21 protein-coding genes are annotated in these 18,810 nt (G+C 43.1%); 15 read left to right on the forward strand and 6 right to left on the reverse strand.

Annotation, left to right across the window (positions count from 1 at the left end):
• Positions 1-11: 11 nt before the first annotated feature.
• Positions 12-929 carry a sulfate adenylyltransferase subunit CysD gene (gene cysD, locus G511_RS0109200; protein WP_028469376.1) on the reverse strand — a complete coding sequence of 306 codons (918 nt, stop codon included), beginning with the start codon at positions 927-929 and terminating at the stop codon, positions 12-14.
• 267 nt (positions 930-1,196) lie between these two features.
• On the opposite strand from cysD, the gene G511_RS0109205 reads away from it, so the two are divergent.
• From G511_RS0109205 to G511_RS0109235, 7 genes are all read left to right on the forward strand, one after another.
• A complete protein-coding gene (locus G511_RS0109205; protein WP_028469377.1) occupies positions 1,197-1,982 on the forward strand; it encodes a sulfite exporter TauE/SafE family protein in 786 nt (261 codons plus the stop codon).
• 79 nt (positions 1,983-2,061) lie between these two features.
• Positions 2,062-3,720, forward strand: a complete 1,659-nt coding sequence (locus G511_RS0109210) for a nitrite/sulfite reductase (protein WP_028469378.1) — start codon at positions 2,062-2,064, stop codon at positions 3,718-3,720.
• Entirely contained in the window at positions 3,704-4,195 is a 492-nt protein-coding gene (locus tag G511_RS0109215; protein ID WP_028469379.1) for a DUF934 domain-containing protein, read from the forward strand. The genes G511_RS0109210 and G511_RS0109215 overlap by 17 nt, the downstream gene beginning before the upstream one ends.
• A gap of 57 nt (positions 4,196-4,252) precedes the next feature.
• Complete coding sequence (locus tag G511_RS0109220) at positions 4,253-4,876, forward strand: phosphoadenosine phosphosulfate reductase domain-containing protein (protein ID WP_028469380.1); 624 nt, start codon at positions 4,253-4,255, stop codon at positions 4,874-4,876.
• 103 nt (positions 4,877-4,979) lie between these two features.
• Positions 4,980-6,416: a siroheme synthase CysG gene (gene cysG, locus G511_RS0109225; protein WP_028469381.1), complete on the forward strand. Its 1,437-nt coding sequence runs from the start codon at positions 4,980-4,982 to the stop codon at positions 6,414-6,416.
• A 258-nt stretch (positions 6,417-6,674) separates the two neighbouring features.
• Positions 6,675-6,917, forward strand: coding sequence for a CDGSH iron-sulfur domain-containing protein (locus G511_RS0109230; RefSeq protein ID WP_028469382.1), 243 nt, complete (start codon positions 6,675-6,677; stop codon positions 6,915-6,917).
• Positions 6,918-6,988: 71 nt separating this feature from the next.
• A complete protein-coding gene (locus tag G511_RS0109235; RefSeq protein WP_028469383.1) occupies positions 6,989-8,200 on the forward strand; it encodes a bifunctional alpha/beta hydrolase/OsmC family protein in 1,212 nt (403 codons plus the stop codon).
• Between the two features lie 89 nt (positions 8,201-8,289).
• Here G511_RS0109235 and aqpZ read toward each other — a convergent pair whose 3' ends face one another.
• The 4 genes from aqpZ to G511_RS0109260 all read right to left on the reverse strand — a co-directional run bounded on the left by aqpZ (position 8,290) and on the right by G511_RS0109260 (position 10,480).
• Positions 8,290-8,979 carry an aquaporin Z gene (gene aqpZ / locus G511_RS0109240; RefSeq protein ID WP_028469384.1) on the reverse strand — a complete coding sequence of 230 codons (690 nt, stop codon included), beginning with the start codon at positions 8,977-8,979 and terminating at the stop codon, positions 8,290-8,292.
• Positions 8,980-9,047: 68 nt separating this feature from the next.
• The gene (locus tag G511_RS0109245; protein ID WP_028469385.1) at positions 9,048-9,476 is read right to left on the reverse strand and encodes an SRPBCC family protein; all 429 of its coding nucleotides are present in this window, start codon (positions 9,474-9,476) and stop codon (positions 9,048-9,050) included.
• 167 nt (positions 9,477-9,643) lie between these two features.
• A complete protein-coding gene (locus G511_RS0109250; RefSeq protein ID WP_028469386.1) occupies positions 9,644-9,886 on the reverse strand; it encodes a DUF6868 family protein in 243 nt (80 codons plus the stop codon).
• 270 nt (positions 9,887-10,156) lie between these two features.
• Positions 10,157-10,480 (reverse strand): hypothetical protein, encoded by a 324-nt coding sequence (locus tag G511_RS0109260; RefSeq protein ID WP_028469387.1) that lies wholly within the window; start codon positions 10,478-10,480, stop codon positions 10,157-10,159.
• A 592-nt stretch (positions 10,481-11,072) separates the two neighbouring features.
• On the opposite strand from G511_RS0109260, the gene G511_RS22350 reads away from it, so the two are divergent.
• Positions 11,073-11,447: a thioredoxin family protein gene (locus G511_RS22350; protein WP_051221798.1), complete on the forward strand. Its 375-nt coding sequence runs from the start codon at positions 11,073-11,075 to the stop codon at positions 11,445-11,447.
• Positions 11,448-11,505: 58 nt separating this feature from the next.
• On the opposite strand, the gene nhaD is transcribed toward G511_RS22350, so the two are convergent.
• Positions 11,506-12,750: a sodium:proton antiporter NhaD gene (gene nhaD, locus G511_RS0109270; RefSeq protein WP_036551753.1), complete on the reverse strand. Its 1,245-nt coding sequence runs from the start codon at positions 12,748-12,750 to the stop codon at positions 11,506-11,508.
• A gap of 134 nt (positions 12,751-12,884) precedes the next feature.
• Here nhaD and G511_RS24200 point away from each other — a divergent pair, with 134 nt between their 5' ends.
• The 7 genes from G511_RS24200 (at position 12,885) to G511_RS0109300 (ending at position 18,799) form a co-directional block, all read left to right on the forward strand.
• Positions 12,885-13,160: a GIY-YIG nuclease family protein gene (locus G511_RS24200; protein WP_084629055.1), complete on the forward strand. Its 276-nt coding sequence runs from the start codon at positions 12,885-12,887 to the stop codon at positions 13,158-13,160.
• Between the two features lie 125 nt (positions 13,161-13,285).
• A complete protein-coding gene (locus G511_RS22355) occupies positions 13,286-14,011 on the forward strand; it encodes a ZrgA family zinc uptake protein (RefSeq protein WP_051221800.1) in 726 nt (241 codons plus the stop codon).
• A 61-nt stretch (positions 14,012-14,072) separates the two neighbouring features.
• Positions 14,073-14,777 (forward strand): ATP-binding cassette domain-containing protein, encoded by a 705-nt coding sequence (locus G511_RS0109280; RefSeq protein ID WP_036551755.1) that lies wholly within the window; start codon positions 14,073-14,075, stop codon positions 14,775-14,777.
• Positions 14,767-16,023 carry an ABC transporter permease gene (locus G511_RS0109285; protein WP_028469390.1) on the forward strand — a complete coding sequence of 419 codons (1,257 nt, stop codon included), beginning with the start codon at positions 14,767-14,769 and terminating at the stop codon, positions 16,021-16,023. The genes G511_RS0109280 and G511_RS0109285 overlap by 11 nt, the downstream gene beginning before the upstream one ends.
• A gap of 89 nt (positions 16,024-16,112) precedes the next feature.
• Complete coding sequence (locus G511_RS0109290) at positions 16,113-16,658, forward strand: DUF3299 domain-containing protein (protein ID WP_036551757.1); 546 nt, start codon at positions 16,113-16,115, stop codon at positions 16,656-16,658.
• 196 nt (positions 16,659-16,854) lie between these two features.
• Positions 16,855-18,003, forward strand: coding sequence for a pyridoxal phosphate-dependent aminotransferase (locus G511_RS0109295; protein WP_028469392.1), 1,149 nt, complete (start codon positions 16,855-16,857; stop codon positions 18,001-18,003).
• 10 nt (positions 18,004-18,013) lie between these two features.
• Positions 18,014-18,799: an amidohydrolase gene (locus G511_RS0109300; protein WP_028469393.1), complete on the forward strand. Its 786-nt coding sequence runs from the start codon at positions 18,014-18,016 to the stop codon at positions 18,797-18,799.
• Positions 18,800-18,810: the final 11 nt, after the last annotated feature.

The following is an 18,810-nucleotide window of genomic DNA, read 5'->3' on the forward strand; positions in this document are numbered from 1 at the left end:
AAAAATAGATGTTAGAAATAACCTTCCATTTTCTTTTTCTCCATTGAGCCGGAAGAGTCATGATCGATGGCACGACCCTGGCGCTCAGATGTTGTGGTTAGCAACATCTCCTGAATAATTTCCTGTAAAGAGCTTGCATCAGACTCTACTGCCCCTGTTAGCGGGTAACAGCCTAGTGTTCTAAAGCGAACTTTACGCATTACTGGATGCTCGCCTTCTTCCAGTGGTAGGCGCTCATCATCAACCATGATCATCATGCCATTACGCTCAACGACTGGGCGCTCTTGTGCTAGATACAGGGGTACAATCGGGATGCTTTCTAAATAGATGTACTGCCAGATATCTAACTCAGTCCAGTTGGATAATGGAAATACACGAATGCTCTCGCCTTGATCAACGCGGGTATTAAAAATATTCCACAGCTCCGGGCGTTGATTTTTTGGATCCCAGCGGTGAAATTTGTCACGGAACGAAAATACGCGCTCTTTTGCACGCGATTTTTCTTCGTCACGACGTGCACCGCCAAAAGCCGCATCAAATTTGTACTTGTTTAGGGCTTGTTTAAGCCCCTGGGTTTTCATTATGTCGGTGTGCTTGGAAGAGCCGTGTGTAAATGGCCCAACTCCCATGTCTACGCCTTCTTTGTTGACATGAACAATCAAATCCATACCGGCTTCTTCTGCCATTTTGTCACGAAAAGAGATCATCTCCTTGAATTTCCATGTGGTGTCTACATGCATCAAGGGGAAAGGCGGCTTGCCAGGATAGAAAGCTTTACGAGCCAGGTGAAGCATCACGGCGGAGTCCTTCCCAATGGAGTAAAGCATTACTGGGTTATCAAACTCAGCAGCCACTTCGCGAATTATCTGGATGCTTTCGGCTTCCAGCTGTTTTAAATGGGTAAGACGGCGCTCTGGTATAGATGTCATCTGTTTATGCCTGCTCGATTTATAGCTTGGTTAAGCAGATAGGCTGCTTGAGGCTGCCCATCTGTCATATGTTGCGGTGCATTATTACAGAGAGTTTTTCTTATTAAAAGTAATAAATAGAAATCTGTTTATTCGTTTTTGGAATAAGAGGGAGTTCTCTTTATATTTCAAAAAAGAATAACAAGGTGATAAATTATTATTTTCTGTTATATAAAAAAATAAGTATGATGGCGTTCTGATTCATTTAGGGTAATGGGTACTCATTGTATGGAATTTGCTTACAGCTTTGCTGGGCTGGTTGTAGGGTTTATTGTCGGGCTCACAGGAATTGGTGGTGGTGCATTAATGACGCCGATTCTGATTGTTGTGTTCGGTATCCCTCCTATTATTGCCGTGAGCACAGACCTTCTTTACGCCTCCGTCACCAAGTTTGGTGGGGTTTTTGCGTATGCTCGTAAAAAATTAATTGAATGGCGAATCGTTATTTTACTGTTGTCTGGTAGTATCCCCGGCAGCTTGTTGACGCTGGAATACCTTAAAGGTCTTGCTGCTTTAGATGATATCGAGCATCTGATGAATCTGACGTTAGGTATTTCACTAATACTGACCTCTATAGCGGTGTTTGGTCGTAACAAAATTCGTAAGTTCGCCCTGAAAGTAGAAGGGCGTCCTTGGGTGGCGAAAGCGAAGAAAGTTCGCCCTGCAGTTACCTTGTTAACCGGTGTTGTATTGGGGGGCTTAGTTACGCTGTCCTCTGTTGGTGCAGGTGCGTTAGGTACGGCGATGTTAATTACGCTTTACCCACGCATGAGTATGCCAGCGATTGTTGGTACTGACCTTGTGCATGCCGTGGTGCTAACCGGGATTGCCGGTGCTGGGCATTATAGTATGGGAAGTGTGGATTTATCTTTGCTTGCTTATTTATTACTGGGGTCGTTGCCTGGTGTATTTGTAGGCAGCCACATCGGTGCGAAATTGTCACCTAAGGTGATGCAGCCGATAATGGGCTCAATATTGCTGGTTATCGGTGTACGTTTCGTACTGGCTGGTTGAAATAATAATTATTAACGAACAATTTAAATTTTCTAGAATCGTAAAAGGGCAGTTGAGCTGCTAAACGGGTGAAACATTCATGTATCAGTATAATGAAGTCGACCAAACCCTGGTTGACGAGCGCGTCGAACAGTACCGTGATCAGACACGTCGCTACTTGGCAGGAGATCTGCCAGAGGATGAGTTTCTTGTCTTGCGATTGATGAATGGTCTTTATATTCAACGGTTTGCACCGATGCTGCGTGTAGCGATTCCTTATGGATTGATGTCTTCGGAACAGTTGCGCAAATTAGCTCATATTGCTCGTACATATGATAAAGGCTATGGACACTTCACAACCCGTACAAACCTTCAGTTTAACTGGCCTAAGCTTGAAGAAGTACCTGATATCTTGGCTGAATTGGCTCAAGTGCAGATGCACGCTATTCAGACGTCGGGTAACTGTATTCGTAATACGACAACGGACCCGTATTCCGGAGTCTATGCTAATGAATTAGAAGACCCACGTGCTTACTGTGAAATCATTCGTCAATGGTCGACACTGCATCCTGAGTTTGCTTACTTACCACGTAAATTTAAAATTGCAGTGACGGGTAGTACCGAAGACCGTGCCGCATCTCAGGTGCATGATATTGGTTTGCATCTAGTAAAAAATGATGCCGGTGAGATTGGTTTTGAAGTACTAGTCGGCGGTGGTTTAGGTCGTACACCTGTTATTGGTAAGGTGGTTCGTGACTTCTTGCCTAAAGAGCATTTGCTTTCGTATTTAGATGCTATCTTGCGTGTTTATAACCTTAATGGTCGTCGAGATAACAAGTACAAAGCGCGTATCAAGATCCTAGTCAATGCTCTGGGCGTCGAAGAGTTTAGCCGCTTGGTTGAAGAAGAGTGGGAATACTCTCGCGACGGTGAGTTAACGTTAACCAGTGCTGAAATTGAGCGCGCTAAAGGTTTCTTTACACCGTTTGATTATGATGTGAATGCAGCCGCAGATACGTCGTTTGATCAAAAAATTGCTGAAGATCGTGCCTTTAAAACCTGGTATGAGCGTAATACAGTCGACCATCGTGTTGAAGGGTATCGTATCGCGATTGTATCTTTAAAGCCGCATCTAAAACCGGCGGGTGATATCACTGATGCGCAGATGGACCTCGTGGCTGATCTGGCTGAAAAATACAGCTTTGGTGAAATTCGCTCCACTCATGATCAGAACTTGGTACTGGCTGATGTGAAAAAAGCAGATTTGTATAGCGTGTGGCAAGGGTTGGAGGCTAGCAACCTGGCTCGTCCAAATATTGGCACATTGGCGGATATGATCGTTTGCCCAGGGTTTGATTTCTGTGCATTAGCAAATGCCAAAACATTGAACATTGCAGATCAGATTAATGAGCGGTTTGACGATCTAGATCACCTCTATGATTTGGGTGATATTCAGTTGAACATGTCGGGTTGTATTAATGCTTGTGGCCATCACCATGTTGCAGATATCGGTATTTTAGGTGTCGATAAGAAAGGTGAAGATTGGTACCAGATTACTCTGGGTGGTTCTTCACGTGAAGATGCTGTATTAGGCAAAGTATTAGGTAAGTCAGTTGCTGCTGATGATGTTGCTAATACGCTCGAAAAAATTCTGGACGTGTTTGTAGAGCACCGCCAGGAAGAAGAATTGTTCCGCGATACCTATAAGCGTATCGGTATGGACCCGTTTAAGGAGAATGTTTATGCCCTTGCTCATTAATAAAAAGATCGTTGCTAACGATAATTGGCAGTCGATTGATGTAGAAAGCCTAGAGCAGGCTCAAGCGCTTCCTAGTGGCGATATCATCGTACCGCTGTCTTTTTACCTTGAAAACCGTGACGACCTTCTGGGTCGTGATGGCCAGCTAGGTATACAAGTAAATGGGGATGATGATCTTCAGGCTTTGTATGCTGAACAGGACAATATTGCTTTGGTTGCCGTTGAGTTTCCAATCTTTCGTGATGGGCGTGGTTTTAGTATCGCTAAACATCTTGTTAGAACAGGCTTTAACGGCGAAATTCGAGCGATAGGTGATGTAGCACGCGATCGTTTAGCATTGATGCAAAGCTCAGGCTTTAATGCATTTTTAATCCCTGAAGATCGTTTTTCTGAAGAAGATCTTAACGCATTTACTGAAGTAAGCGTGAATTATCAGGGAACGGCGGCTGACCCACGGCCTATTTTTCGCCGCTAATTCTATTGACAGAGCTAAAGCCTACGGGTTTTAGCTCACAAAGGAGAGAGAATAACGATGAGTATTGATTTGGTTGCTGCGAATAAGGCGTTAGAAGGTAAGTCACCACAAGAGATAGTTGCATGGGCTATTGCTCAGTCTGATAATCCTCTAGTGACGACTAATTTTCGCCCTTACGAATCTGTCATTTTACATATGGCGGTGCAAGCTAAGCCGGATATTAAAGTCTTGTGGGTTGATTCAGGTTATAACACGTCTGCCACTTATCGGTTTGCAGAAAAAATGATTCAGGACTTTAACCTCAATGTCGAAACGTATATTCCTCAACAGACATCTGCTCGTCGGAATGTGTTGATGAAAGGTATTCCTGATATTGATGATCCTTTACATGATGAGTTTACCCGCCAAGTTAAGCTAGAGCCGTTTCAACGCGCATTAGCGCAGATGAGCCCAGATTTGTGGTTGAATGCTATTCGTAAAGATCAGACCGAGTTTCGCCAGTCCTTGGAAATTGTGTCTGTTAGTAAAGATGGCATTATTAAGGTTGCACCCTTGTTCAATTGGAGTGAGGCCGACCTAGAGGCATATTTGCTTGAGCATAACTTGCCAAATGAGCATGACTATTTTGATCCGACTAAAGCGCTAGAAACACGTGAGTGCGGTTTGCACACTCAGCTATAAATTGCTTTGTTAATATAAGAATTCAAGCAGTGGGCCCGATCTAATCAGTGGTTTTTGACCGGATTATGTTAATCTGGGTTCATGAACTGACTGGGGGCTCATTGTGGATTTTTTACCTCTCTTTTTTAATCTAAAGTCTCGCCAAGTATTACTCATTGGTGGCGGTGATATCGCTTTACGCAAAGCCCGTCTACTGAAGCGTGCCGGTGTTTATCTCACGGTAGTATCGCATGCCGTGGATGATGAGCTCAAAGCACTGTTGGTTAATGCTAACGATCAGATAGTCATTGGTGAATACCATGCAGCGTTATTAGAAGGCAAAACATTAGTGGTTGCTGCTACTGATGACAAAGGCCTGCATGAGCGTGTTCATTATGATGCAGTGGCGCTAAATATCCCTGTGAATGTCGTTGATACTCCCTCCCTTTGTACCTTTATTTTTCCTGCTATTGTTGACCGCTCACCTATTGTTATTGGTATCTCTTCAGGTGGTGAGTCGCCCGTTTTGGCTCGGTTGCTAAGGGCGCGGCTAGAAACACTGATCCCTAATGGTTATAGCCGCCTCGGCTCATTAGTCGGACGCTTTCGTAATCAGGTAAAAGCGACATTTGGTTCGGTTAATGAGCGCCGCCGTTTTTGGGAGCATGTGTTAGAAGGACAGATTGCAGAAAAGGTTTTTTCTGGGCGTAACGAGGAAGCCGAAACATTACTAAAAGCTGCCATTGATAAAGGTGAAAACAGTCATCAAGTAGGCGAAGTATACTTGGTTGGAGCGGGGCCCGGTGACCCTGAGCTATTAACGTTTAAAGCGTTGCGCTTGATGCAGCAAGCGGATGTGGTGTTTTATGACAACTTGGTATCGGCAGAAGTGCTGGACCTATGCCGTCGTGATGCCGACTTGATCTATGTTGGCAAAAAGCGTGATGATCATGCGGTTCCTCAAGAGGGGATTAATGCACTATTAGTGCAGCATGCGCAGCAAGGTAAACGTGTTGTTCGCTTAAAAGGTGGAGATCCATTCATTTTTGGTCGAGGTGGAGAAGAGCTAGAAACTCTGAAATCACACGGCATTCCATTTCAGGTGGTGCCGGGGATAACCGCTGCGAGTGCTTGTTCAACTTATGCCGGTATACCGCTAACACACCGCGGTTATGCGCAGTCGGTTAAGTTTGTAACAGGGCAGCTTAAAAACCGTAAAGATAAACTGAATTTCTCTGAGTTAGTGCACCCTAACCAAACCGTTGTGTTTTATATGGGGTTGCATACATTGCCAACTCTTGCCGAAAGCTTAATCGAGCATGGTAAGCCTGCCGATACGCCAGTCGCTATTGTGTCTAAGGGAACAGCACCTGATCAAAAGGTTCTGACGGGTACCTTGGCTGACATTGCTGCTAAGCAAGAGGAAGCGAAGCTAGTAGCACCAGCGCTTATCATTGTAGGTGAAGTGGTGGCTTTGCAAGAGCAGTTAGCATGGTTTGGCGACAACGTTGAACAAGAAGGTTTAACGCACGCCTTAGGAATGCTTAAAGAAGAGAAGTAAGAGTTCTTTATAATTGACTTAATACGTTCAGTTCTCATGATTTACTCAGGATAACTGCTCAGTTAATAACTCTTGGTTGCCATTGTTTATAGCTGCTAGTAATCGTTAAGCCGAATCCATGTGATTCGGCTTTTTTATGCCCACTTGAGAGAGCCATCGTGTTTTTTAGAGGTCAATGTATTAGTCGCACACACATGCGTATGGTATTAATGAATGGTAACGAATAGCTATCTTCATTAATTGTAAGGAAGAGAAGTCATGAGTGATAAAGCCGTTATTGCGCAAAAAACCCCGTATGCAACCGATGTAGTCGCAGGTGAACGTTATCGTTGGTGCGCTTGTGGTTTAAGTAACCGCCAGCCTTTATGTGATGGCTCACATAAAGGTACTGACTTTAAACCTGTGTCATTCACGGCGGAAAAAACAGAGACAATATACCTATGTGGCTGTAAGCAAACAGTAAATGCTCCGGTGTGTGATGGGTCGCATAAGGCTCTATAAGTGTGCACGGTTAAAGGTATTTGTAGCTGATATTTGCATTGTATTGAAATGATTTTAAGGAGAGTTTTTGTATGCGTGTAAAGGTTCAGTTTGAGAGTAATGGGCAGATGCTAGCTGGGATGCTGGAAACACCTGACACAGATATACGTTGTTATGCTTTATTTGCTCATTGCTTCACTTGTGGAAAAGATATAGCAGCGGCCTCTCATATTGCACGGGCTCTGATGGCAAAAGGCATTGCTGTGCTTCGATTTGATTTTACGGGGTTGGGTAATAGCGATGGCGATTTTGCAAATACGCACTTTTCATCAAACATTCAAGACCTATTGGCCGCCGCAGATTTCTTGCGTCAGGAGTATCAAGCACCAACAATATTGATTGGGCATAGCTTAGGAGGTGCGGCAGTATTAGCGATGGCTGCAAAGGTTAAAGAAGTTCAGGCAGTCGTGACTATCGGTGCACCACACCATGCAAAACATGTCGTGCATAACTTTTCAGCTTCAATTGATAAGATTATTGAAAATGGCGAAGCAGAAGTGTGTTTAGGCGCTCGAAAATTTCTTATTAAGAAACAGTTTTTAGATGATATTGATACACACGCTGACCATGATATAGGCAAGTTAAAAAAGGCATTGTTAGTGATGCACTCGCCGACGGATGCCACGGTGCCTATTTCTGAGGCAGAAAAAATTTATCGTAATGCCAAGCATCCAAAAAGTTTCGTTAGCTTGGATAGTGCTGACCATTTGCTAACTAAGCGTGCTGATTCTGAGTATGTTGCAGAAACCATAGCAGGTTGGGCTAGTCGCTACATTCCTAAAGTAGTACAGCACCGAGTCCCGGTTAAAAAAGGGCACGTCATTGTGGAAGAAAAGAACCATGTTTTCACCCAGCATGTGAGCAGCGATAGCCACTATTGGTTGGCAGATGAGCCGACAGCAGTAGGCGGGGCAAACAGTGGTCCTGATCCGTATGAGCATTTATTGGCAGGGCTAGGCGCTTGTACCTCTATGACAGTTCGAATGTATGCGAGTAGAAAAAAGCTGGCGTTACAGCATGTGCGTGTTGAGTTGAGTCATAGTCGTGATTACCACCGCGATTGTGAAGGATGTGATGTAACGCCGCAGTCGATGGAAGTTATCGAGCGAAAATTAACCTTAGTGGGTAACTTAACGCAAGAGCAGCGACAGCGTTTGCTAGAGATAGCGGATAAGTGCCCAGTACATAAAACATTACACAGTAATCTTCAGGTTGTTACTCAGTTGTTACCCGCAGAGTCATGAGTATTTAATAAACTGTTCCAGATGAAAGGGTCAGGCTAGGTCTATAGCCTGTACCCTTACGGTCTGCATCACTTGCTAAGCAATTGATATTACTTATCTTCGCTGCCGATGTAACGATAGACGCCCGCACCCAAGATGGCACCAATCACTGGCGCTATCCAGAATAGCCATAATTGAGAAATAGCCCAATCACCAACATACAGAGCAACACCTGTACTACGTGCAGGGTTTACAGAAGTGTTAGTGACAGGAATACTAATGAGATGGATTAAGGTTAGACATAGTCCAATTGCGATAGGTGCTAAGCCCTTTGGTGCGCGCTCATCCGTTGCACCCATGATGACGAGCAAGAACATCATCGTCATTACCACTTCAGTAATAAAAGCAGACAGTAGTGAGTAGCCACCAGGTGAGTGTTCTGCGTAGCCATTAGAAGCAAACCCTGCGCTGACATCAAATCCCGCTTGTCCACTAGCAATCAAGAATAAAGCCCCACCGGCAACTAAACCACCAATGACTTGCGCTGCAATATAGGGAAGTAACTGGTTGGCTGGAAAACGCCCGCCTGCCCATAGTCCTATAGAGACCGCTGGATTAAGGTGACAGCCAGAAATATGCCCGATAGCAAAGGCCATCGTTAACACAGTTAACCCAAAAGCGAATGATACGCCGAGTAGGCCGATGCCTACATCAGGAAAAGCAGCAGCCAGTACCGCGCTACCGCAACCACCCAGTACTAGCCAAAATGTTCCGAAAGATTCCGCAATATACTTTTTCATAACAACCTCCTTGATTGTGGAGGTAGTGTTGCGCCAAGTGCCTGAACCTCTACTGAAATATTAGTCTTCTAAGCTAAGTAAGCTTTTAAAGAGGCTAAAAGTCCTGCGTAAATAGGATTGCAAAACTCACTTACATCGCTGCTATTATCTGAATCAAAGCTTGATGACCATTCAATAAAGGTTTCGCCTGAGTCTGTGATAGGCGATAACTTCACGGCACCAAAATAGTTCTGCACACAATCTTTAGCGACAGGGCCTGGGCCATCATCAATACGGTATGTGAAAGTGAATTCATCATTGTCGATAGACAAAAGCGTTTCATGAAATGCATCATTAAGAATGCGCCGCGCACCGACCTCATTGCTTTGTTTATCTCCCACTTTCTCAGTAGAGGTAACAACAGCCGTTCCCCAGGGTAAGTCATGAAAGTTATTTACGGTATCCCAAACTTTTTCTATGGGTGCATTGATAACAGTTGAGTTGTAACATTTTCCCATGGTGTTCACCTTATCATCATTTTATTATTGATTGTGTTGGGTTTGTTGTATCTGAAATCTAGCATGGTAGGGAGGCGAGCTACTGTTGACCTGAAGTGTTAAAAAGCACCTTCTTTAGTGCTTTCTATTAGGTGAATGGGGCATCTTTATTTTGTTCAGGCAGCTTCTTAGGTGAGTATTAACAGCGCTAAATAAGGAACTAGGCTGAAGATAATAAAAAGTAGTTTAAATAACCCTAGGAAAGCGTAAAAAACTATGTCGAATTGCTGGCGAGAAAGGGCAAAAAAATGGCGTTGGGTGCGGTAGGCAAGATCTGGCGCAAGCATAAATATACTTGTCCATAGAACAAGAAGTGCGCCATTAATAACCGAACACCACATGAAAAAGTCTTTTAGTGTTTCTATTTCCATTTATACATCACTCTTTTTTCCAAATAGGCGTTTCAGCTTATCTTTGGCTATAAATAAGATAATCCCGAAAATACTAACGAGTAATGTTTCCCAAAACTCTAATAGTTTGTTCCAGAATACACTCAGTAACTCTATCGATTTCTCTGTGAATTCCCCCAAATTCCGTTGAGATTTTTACTGTATGGTCCTTCGGTTTTTAAAAATCGTTGGAAAAAGAGCACATCATCTCCAAATAATCCGTAGCTCATAATATTCCCCTTGTTATCGTTTTTACTTCTCTTTTGTAGTTTCGGTTTTTCCGGACAGTTGCCCTAAAACATATCCAGCTATACCGCTCAGAATCGCACCGGTAATATTTCCGTCTAATCGTCCTGCCAAGCTAAGCACTACGGTGGCGGCAATTACACCGATGACCGTAACGGTTTTGAAAAATGATGAACTTTTTAAGATATCCATGATTTTCTCATCAGACTTAGCAACCGCGTTCCAGAACATACCCCACATTGTGACTATGCCTATGGTTGCCAGTACTGATAGACCAACAATGTATTCAGCTTTTAACTCCATGGTTTGTTCAATGATTTCAGTTTCCATTAGCCTGCTCCATTTAAGGCATTATTAAAGACATTTCTGAGTCGATAGATAGATGAAAAAGGGCAGCGTTTTAGTAGCGTTTTATCAAAAGAATAAAGAAGGTTAGTTGACCTAATGAAAGAGTAGATATGGTTGAATAGTATTGAGTAAAGGGAGGGTATTATTTTATTTACGCTAGAGCGCGGTCGGTTTTTCTGTAAATAACACACATGCGCATAAGATTGCGTAGAGTATGTATAAGTATCAATTGATAGAGGTACTTTTAGCTGGCACATAATAAAACCTACCGCATTATTATTGGTATAGGTGGCTTTAGTTCTTTATGCACGGAGGCCGTCAGGTATTACTACTTTTAGAAGGAATCCGAGTCCATAAAATTTCCTTTGTATAAATCTATACTCTGATTCAATAGCTTATGCAAACGTTCGTTTTATGCTGGTATTGGCTTAGAATTAGGTTTTTTACGGTGAGTCATACAAAAGTCTTTGTTTGTGTTAATGAACTTACTAACTATGGATATTCAATAATATGTTTATGATATGAAGTTATAATTATTTGATGAGTAAGTCGTTTTTAGGTGTGATGATAAATAATGTTAAAAATGAATCACGAGGTTTCAGTGAGTAAAAATCAAACAAGATGTGACGATCAAAGTCTTAGTTTTGCTTTAGATAAAGGAGCGCACCTTGTGATGTTTGGTGCAGAGCACTGTGGAGTGTGCCAAGTGATCTGGCCACAATTGCTAGTTGCGCTGGATGAGCGCTGGTCAAGTTTGAAACTGCACTATATTGACTGTGGAAAACATCAAGAAAATTGTGCGCAGCATGGTGTTTATTCTTTGCCTGTTGTCAGGCTGTATTTTGATGGACGGCTGTATCTAGAGAAAATGCAGGTGTTTAGTCTGGGGCCATTTATTGCTGATATAAATGCATTATGCGAGCAATATAGTGTGCAAAACGATAGGTAGTAATCGGCAGTAAGGTAGTCCTGCTGCCGATTATTATTTATAAAGTTATTACGCCGCTTTAGTTAAATAACACAGTACCCACACCAAAGCTCCCTGCAAAGCCTAAAGAGTAGGCGAGCAGTAAGAAAAAGCTGTATTTCATATAACTAATAAATGTCACTTCTTTAATCTTACTCATCGCCACAATGCCCGCTGCAGAGCCAATGATAAGCAGTGAGCCGCCAACGCCAACACCGTAAGTTAGCGATAACCAGCTAGCGGGAGTCATTTCTAAATTAGCTTTTAATAGAGCAGCAGTAAGCGGTACGTTATCCACGAGTGAAGAGAGCAGCCCCATTACATAGTTTGCTTGTATTGGAGGCAGAATCTCGTAGATTTTTACGAGATGATCAAGCACTCCTATCTCTTTTAACATCCCGACTAACAACAATATTCCTAAGAAAAACAACAGAGTATCAAACTCAATAACGCGTATGTAATCGAGCATGTTTTCTCGGTCATCAGCGGTGTGGAAGAAACGCCCGATCAAGAACATGATGGATAAACCGAAGAGGAAAGTAAGTACCGGAGGAACCCCGGCGATAATGTTAAGCACAATAGTGCTAAGAATGGTGAATAGGAAAAGTATCGCGATACTCATACCAACACGATCGTAATGACGCTCACCTCCATCAATGATTAGTTCGCCTTTTAGGCCAAAAGAGAGCAGCCCAGCAAGAAAAATAACACTAACAAAAGAGGGAAGTGCTAACCAGAGTAGATCCTGAATGGCAACTTTATCTGCGAGGAATATCATCAGTGTGGTGACATCACCCGTTATAAGAGAGACACCGCCAGAGTTCACGGCAAATACAACCATCACTGCAAATTTTAATGTTTTATTGGGTGGTAGCTTTAATGACAGTACCAAGGCAACAGACACCAGCGTGGCGGTGATATTGTCAGATAACGATGAGAATGCAAAAGCGAAGATTGCCACCATAAACAGCAGTGTTTTTTCACCTACCTTCGAGGGCAGAAACTTGTAAATCATTGTTTCAATAAGGCCCTGATGGTTAAGAAAGGCAACAAAGGTCATAGCGGCCATCAGGAAAAGCCATAAACTGGCTATCTCTAGTAGGTTCTCGTTTAACATGCCCTGGATCTGTTTTGGGGTGACATCGTCAGCAGGAAAGAGGAAAAGAACTAGCCACGATAGCGTGCCAAGAAACAGCGTGGTTTTGGCTTTGTTTAGGTGAATCACATCTTCAAGCACAATCATAAAGAAAGCAATGACAGCCAGAATGATCAGAAAAGTGTGCATTAGCACGACTCCACAAAATTTAAGAAAGCAATATTTTAGGGGCTGGTTACTGTGTATGCATTGTTTTTTTCGACTTAAACTTTATATTATTCCCTTCTTTACGTTTTGAAGTTCAGTGTGAGAGTCTAGATTCATTGTCTACTTTATCCAATAGTCCAACGTGGTACATCTATATCCTACGTTGTGCGGATGGCAGCTTGTACACAGGGATTACGACAGATTGTGATAGGCGCTTAAAAGAGCATAATGAAAGCAATACATTAGGCGCTAAATATACACGCCCTAGAAGACCTGTAGTTCTGGTATGGTCTGAAGCAGTAGTTAGCCGTTCCTTGGCGAGTAAACGCGAATATCAGATTAAACAGTATTCCCGAGTGAAAAAGTTAGCGCTCATCAACAGTTTTAATTGAGCTAAATTCCTCAAGACTTGACCATAGGTTTAAGCTTTTTGCTTCTTTGTATTTGAATGTTTTTGACTTGACGTAAAATATTTAAATGTTATGTTATAACGTATTTTTTCTAAATGGGCACAGTCATGAAACTTAAACCTTTGGTCGTAGCTACCACTTTAACTTCTTTTACGTTGCTAGGGGCTTCTTCATTCTTGTATGCAAGTGATGCTCATGAGCACGGTATTGCTGAGTTAAACGTTGCATTTGAAGCTAAGCAGCTAGAGATCATGTTTTTATCGCCGGCAGCTAATTTGGTTGGTTTCGAACATTCGCCTGAAACTGAACAGCAAGAGAAGCTGATTGTTGACGCTGTGCACGCGTTGAAGCAAGGGTACGAAATAATCCGCTTACCTAAAGAGGCAGTATGTTTGTTAAAAGAAGCAGACGTTGAGCAGTCTTTACTTGAAGCGCACTCTTCTGGGCATGAAGAGCATGAGCATGAAAAAGAGCATGAACATGAAGAAGAACATGAGCATGAAAAAGAGCATGAAAAAGAGCATGAGCATGAAAAAGAGCATGAGCATGAAGAAGAGCATGAGCATGAAGAAGAGCATGAGCATGAAAAAGAGCATGAGCATGAAGAAGAACATGAGCATGAAGAAGAACATGAACATGAATCAGGGCATTCAGATTTTACAGTACACTACCAGTTTGTCTGCGCTAAGCCAGAGATGTTAACAGGCTTTACAACGGGGCTTTTTGAGCAGTTTCCTATGATTGAATCGATCAGATATAAGATGGTGAGTCATGAAGGGCAACAAGGTGGTGAACTTTTACCTTCTGAAGGAGACATACGCATTAAACAATAGCGCTATTTAATTAATAGTCGTTTTTTTTAGGTCAGTAATAAGCTCAGCATTAGGCACAGCTATGGCAAAGGTGTTATTAGATAAAGTTAAGTACTCTTGGATAAAAGATGCACCTCTTTTAGATATTGCTACATGTGATATTCAAAGTGGGGAGCGTGTATTTATACAGGGGCCATCAGGCAGTGGGAAAAGTACACTACTTAACTTACTGACGGGCTTATTACTGCCAGACTCTGGTGTGATTAATATTGCAGGCAGTGACATTTCATCATTGTCAGCTGTAAAAAGAGATTGTTTTCGGGCCGATCATATTGGTTTTGTTTTCCAGCAGTTTAACCTGCTTCCTTATCTCTCGTTAATAGACAATGTCATGTTGGCATGTCGTTTTTCTAGGGTACGTACACAACGAGCACTGAAACATCACGGCAGTGTACGAAAAGCTGCTGAGCAGTTATTGGTTGAACTAGGGCTGGAGAAACAGCTTCGCCAACGGGTGACGGTTGCTGAACTGTCTGTTGGTCAGCAGCAACGCGTGGCGGTAGCGCGAGCTTTAATAGGTTCTCCTGAGTTGTTGATAGCTGATGAGCCTACATCTGCACTAGACGCAGCGTCGCGTGACACTTTTACTGAGCTATTAATAGCAGAAGCTTCTCGGTACAACAGCACATTATTGTTGGTAAGCCATGACGAAGCATTGGGTCAGCACTTTAATAGAACAATTCTACTACAACATATAAATAGTGCAGGAGTCTTCCATGCTGCTTAGTGTTGCGCTGTCGAGTAGTTGGAGCCGCCGCCATACTTTATTTTTTATTGTACTGACGATTGCCCTCAGTGTGACGCTCTTAATGGGCGTAGAAAAAATTCGTGCAGAAGTGCGTGACAGTTTTAACCGTTCTGTTTCTGGTACCGATTTGATTGTGGGAGCCAGAGGGGGTGAGTTACAGCTTATCTTGTACTCCATTTTTCATATTGGTCAAGCCTCCAATAATATGAGTTGGGCAAGTTTTGAGCTGATAAAAAATAACAAACATGTTGCGTGGGCAGAGCCTATCTCTCTTGGTGATTCACATAAAGGTTTTAGAGTTGTAGGGACGTCAGCAAGCTTCTTTGAACATTATAAAGTGGGGCAGCAGACAAGGTTAGAGTTTCAACATGGAAGGGCTTTTAGCGACTTGTTTGATGCGGTTGTTGGTGCGGATGTTGCCAGGCAGCTTGGGTATCAACTAGGTGAGCGTATTACCCTCTCCCATGGTGTCGGTAAGACAAGCTTTTCTGAACACGATGATCGTCCTTTTAGTATCATAGGTGTATTAGAACCAACTGGAACTCCCATTGACCAGTCGGTGTTTGTTAGCTCTCAAGCAATTGAAGCGATTCATGTTGGCTGGCAAGCGGGTAGTCGTATTCGTGGCCAGCAAATATCAGAAGATGAAATAAGAAGTAAAAGCCTACAGCCTAAAGAGTTAACGGCTGTTTTAGTCGCAATGAAATCAAAATTAGGTACCTTTCACCTACAGCGTCAGATTAATAACTATAAAGTGGAACCTCTTCAAGCGGTATTACCAGGTGTTGCGTTGCAGCAAATGTGGCAGTTGATTCGTGTTGCTGAGAACGCACTGTTACTAGTCTCTGCATGTGTAGTACTGGCTGGGTTTATGGGTATGTTGGCTGTGCTGCTCACAAGCTTAGGAGCACGACGCAAAGAGATGGCTATTCTACGTTCAATTGGTGCTAGGCCTTGGCATATTGTTGCTTTGCTTGTATTTGAGTCTTCATTGGTGAGCATAGTGGGAACTTTGATAGGGGTATTGATGTCTGTATTCTTGTTGATGTTCGCACGACCATTGCTTGAAGTACAATTTGGTTTATTTATCCAGTCCGCTGGATTGTCTTTGGATGACTTGCCGATGTTATTCTGTGTTGTGTTGGCTGGGGCACTAACGGGGTTATGGCCAGGTTATCGGGCTTATCAGATGACAGCTGCAGACGGGCTTACGGCTCGATATTAAATAAGCTTATTTGATCATTTATTACTTCATATCACTGCTGATTGAGTGTTCGTATTTCTAGTTTTTCTAAAGTAGGGTTGGTTTTTAGCATGCCGGTAAGCAGGTCTTTAATAAGTGTTTTTGCACTGTATGTACTCTTTTCGATTAAAGCCATGGCGGGTGATGTGTTGCTTAACGGAGAAAAGGTAGAGCAGCTAGACTGGGAGCAATTGATGCCTGCCGATTATAGCTTGGATGGTTTTTTTGATGACCGAGATATAGGTGCGTGGGATGACTTGGATCCCAAAACTGCTCTATTAATGGATGAGTTACAACAGGTCTTGCAATCGGCCCCTATCGTCCCTGAAATGGATGGAAGAATGATTAAGATACCTGGTTTTGTTGTGCCTGTAGAAGGTGAAAATCAAAATGTGTTTAAGTTTTTTTTAGTGCCGTACTTTGGCGCATGTATTCATGTACCGCCTCCGCCATCGAACCAAATTATTTATGCTGACTACGAACCCGGCGTTAAGTTAGAAAGCCTTTATGATGCTGTATGGTTGACGGGTAAGCTAAGAACAAAGACTTTTAGCCATGAGCTGGCATCATCAGGGTACACAATGGATGTTTATCGCATAGAGCCTTATAACGAATAATAATTAAATAGCTATTTATAAAGAATACCCCACAGTAAAAATAGCCGTCTTGTGCAATATCTCAATTGTTACTGTCGTCGTAGAACTTTGTTAAAGTGTGTCACAAGGTAGCGTGTGAAATATCACGCCAATAATACATTTAGACAGATGTTTTCGCGCTAGCGTTTCCTGTTTATTCCATGCTGAGTTTCCTCATATGAAATACCCGACAACAAAGTTGCCTAAAGTTGGTACGACTATTTTTACTGTTATGTCACAGATGGCAGCAGAGCATAATGCGATTAATTTATCGCAGGGCTTCCCAGATTTTGATGGGCCTAAAAAGCTATTAGACGCAGTAGGCCATTACATTACACAAGGCGCTAACCAGTATGCCCCGATGACAGGTATGCCAGTACTACGTGAAGAGATTGCTAAAAAAGTAACTACCTTATATGGAGCTACAGTATCGGCTGAGAGCGAAATAACAGTAACCTCAGGCGCGACGGAAGCCTTATTTGCGGCAATATCGTCGGTCGTGCAGCAAGGTGATGAAGTAATCGTGTTTGACCCCGCTTATGATAGTTACGAGCCGGCAATCGAGCTTAACGGTGGCGTTGCCGTACATCTACAGCTACAACCGCCTAGTTTTCATATCGACTGGCAGCACCTCAAGGATGCAATTACTGCCAGAACACGCATGATTATCATCAACACGCCACATAACCCGACAGGCTCTATTCTATCGGCTCAAGATCTTGAACAGCTGGCTGAGCTGGTGCGTGACACTGACATTCTGTTATTAGGTGATGAAGTCTATGAGCATATTGTTTTTGATGGCCAGAAACACCACAGCCTATTGAGCCATCCTGAGTTGTATCAGCGTAGCTTTGTCGTGTCTTCTTTTGGCAAGACCTACCATACGACGGGATGGAAAATTGGTTATTGTGTCGCTCCTGCTATTTTATCGGCAGAGCTTCGTAAAGTGCATCAGTACCTGACATTCTCAACCTCAACACCGATGCAGTTAGCGCTCGCTGATATTATGCGCGATGAACCTTCCCACTATCATGACCTTCCTCGTTTTTATCAACATAAACGCGACTTGTTCAATGCCTTGATTAAACCCAGTAAGTTTTCATTTGCGCCAGGTGAAGGGACTTACTTCCAATTGGTAGATTACAGCGCCATTAGCGATATGGGTGACGTTGCGTTTTGTCAGTGGTTGATTAAAGAGGTAGGCGTCGCGGCAATACCTGTTTCTGTTTTTTGCCAAACACCACCGCAGATGAAACTAGTGCGATTCTGTTTTGCAAAAGATGATGCAACATTGAGGCAAGCAGCAGAACGTTTGATTGCGATCTAGGAGAGTTCTAATGGTAAAGCTTGATGATTTACGTGTGTCATTGGTGCAAACCGAACTCATATGGCAGGCTCCCGAAAAAAACCGTCATATGTTGGCAAAAAAGATAGAGTCATTAAAAGGAAAGACTGACCTAGTCATCTTACCTGAGATGTTCACAACTTGCTTTATGATGAACCCTGAAGAGCACTCGGAACCCATGCTTGGTGAAACATTAGCGTGGATGAAATCGCAGGCTATATTGTTGGGGGCTGCCATATGCGGCTCAGTCGCGATACAAGAGAGTGATACTTACATTAATAGAATGTTACTTGTCTCTCCTACAGGGGAGGTGCAGTTTTACGATAAAACTCATCTTTTCAGAATGGGCAATGAGCACCAGCATTATAGGGCGGGCGAGGAGCGAGCCATCTTTGAGTATGCGGGGTGGCGGATATTACCGACTATCTGTTATGACCTGCGCTTTCCCGTGTTTATGCGTTGCCAAAATGATTATGACCTAGCAATTTGTGTTGCTAACTGGCCTGCTCCACGACGTAATCCGTGGCGTACATTGCTTCAAGCACGCGCTATTGAAAATCAATGTTATATGTTGGGTGTTAATCGTGTGGGTGAAGACGGCGTTGGGCTGCACTACAGTGGTGATTCATTAGCAGTGAACTTTAAAGGTGAACTGATATTGGATAAGCCGCAAGGGGAAAGCTTTGTTAAAACGGTGCTACTTCATCTTAGTGAAGTGCAGCAGTTTCGCGAAGTGTTTCCTGCATGGCAGGATGCTGATGAGTTTACAATGAGCTAAGAAAAAGCATA

The sequence above is a fragment of the Neptunomonas japonica DSM 18939 genome, from assembly GCF_000422765.1.
GTDB classification, from domain to species: domain Bacteria; phylum Pseudomonadota; class Gammaproteobacteria; order Pseudomonadales; family Balneatricaceae; genus Neptunomonas; species Neptunomonas japonica.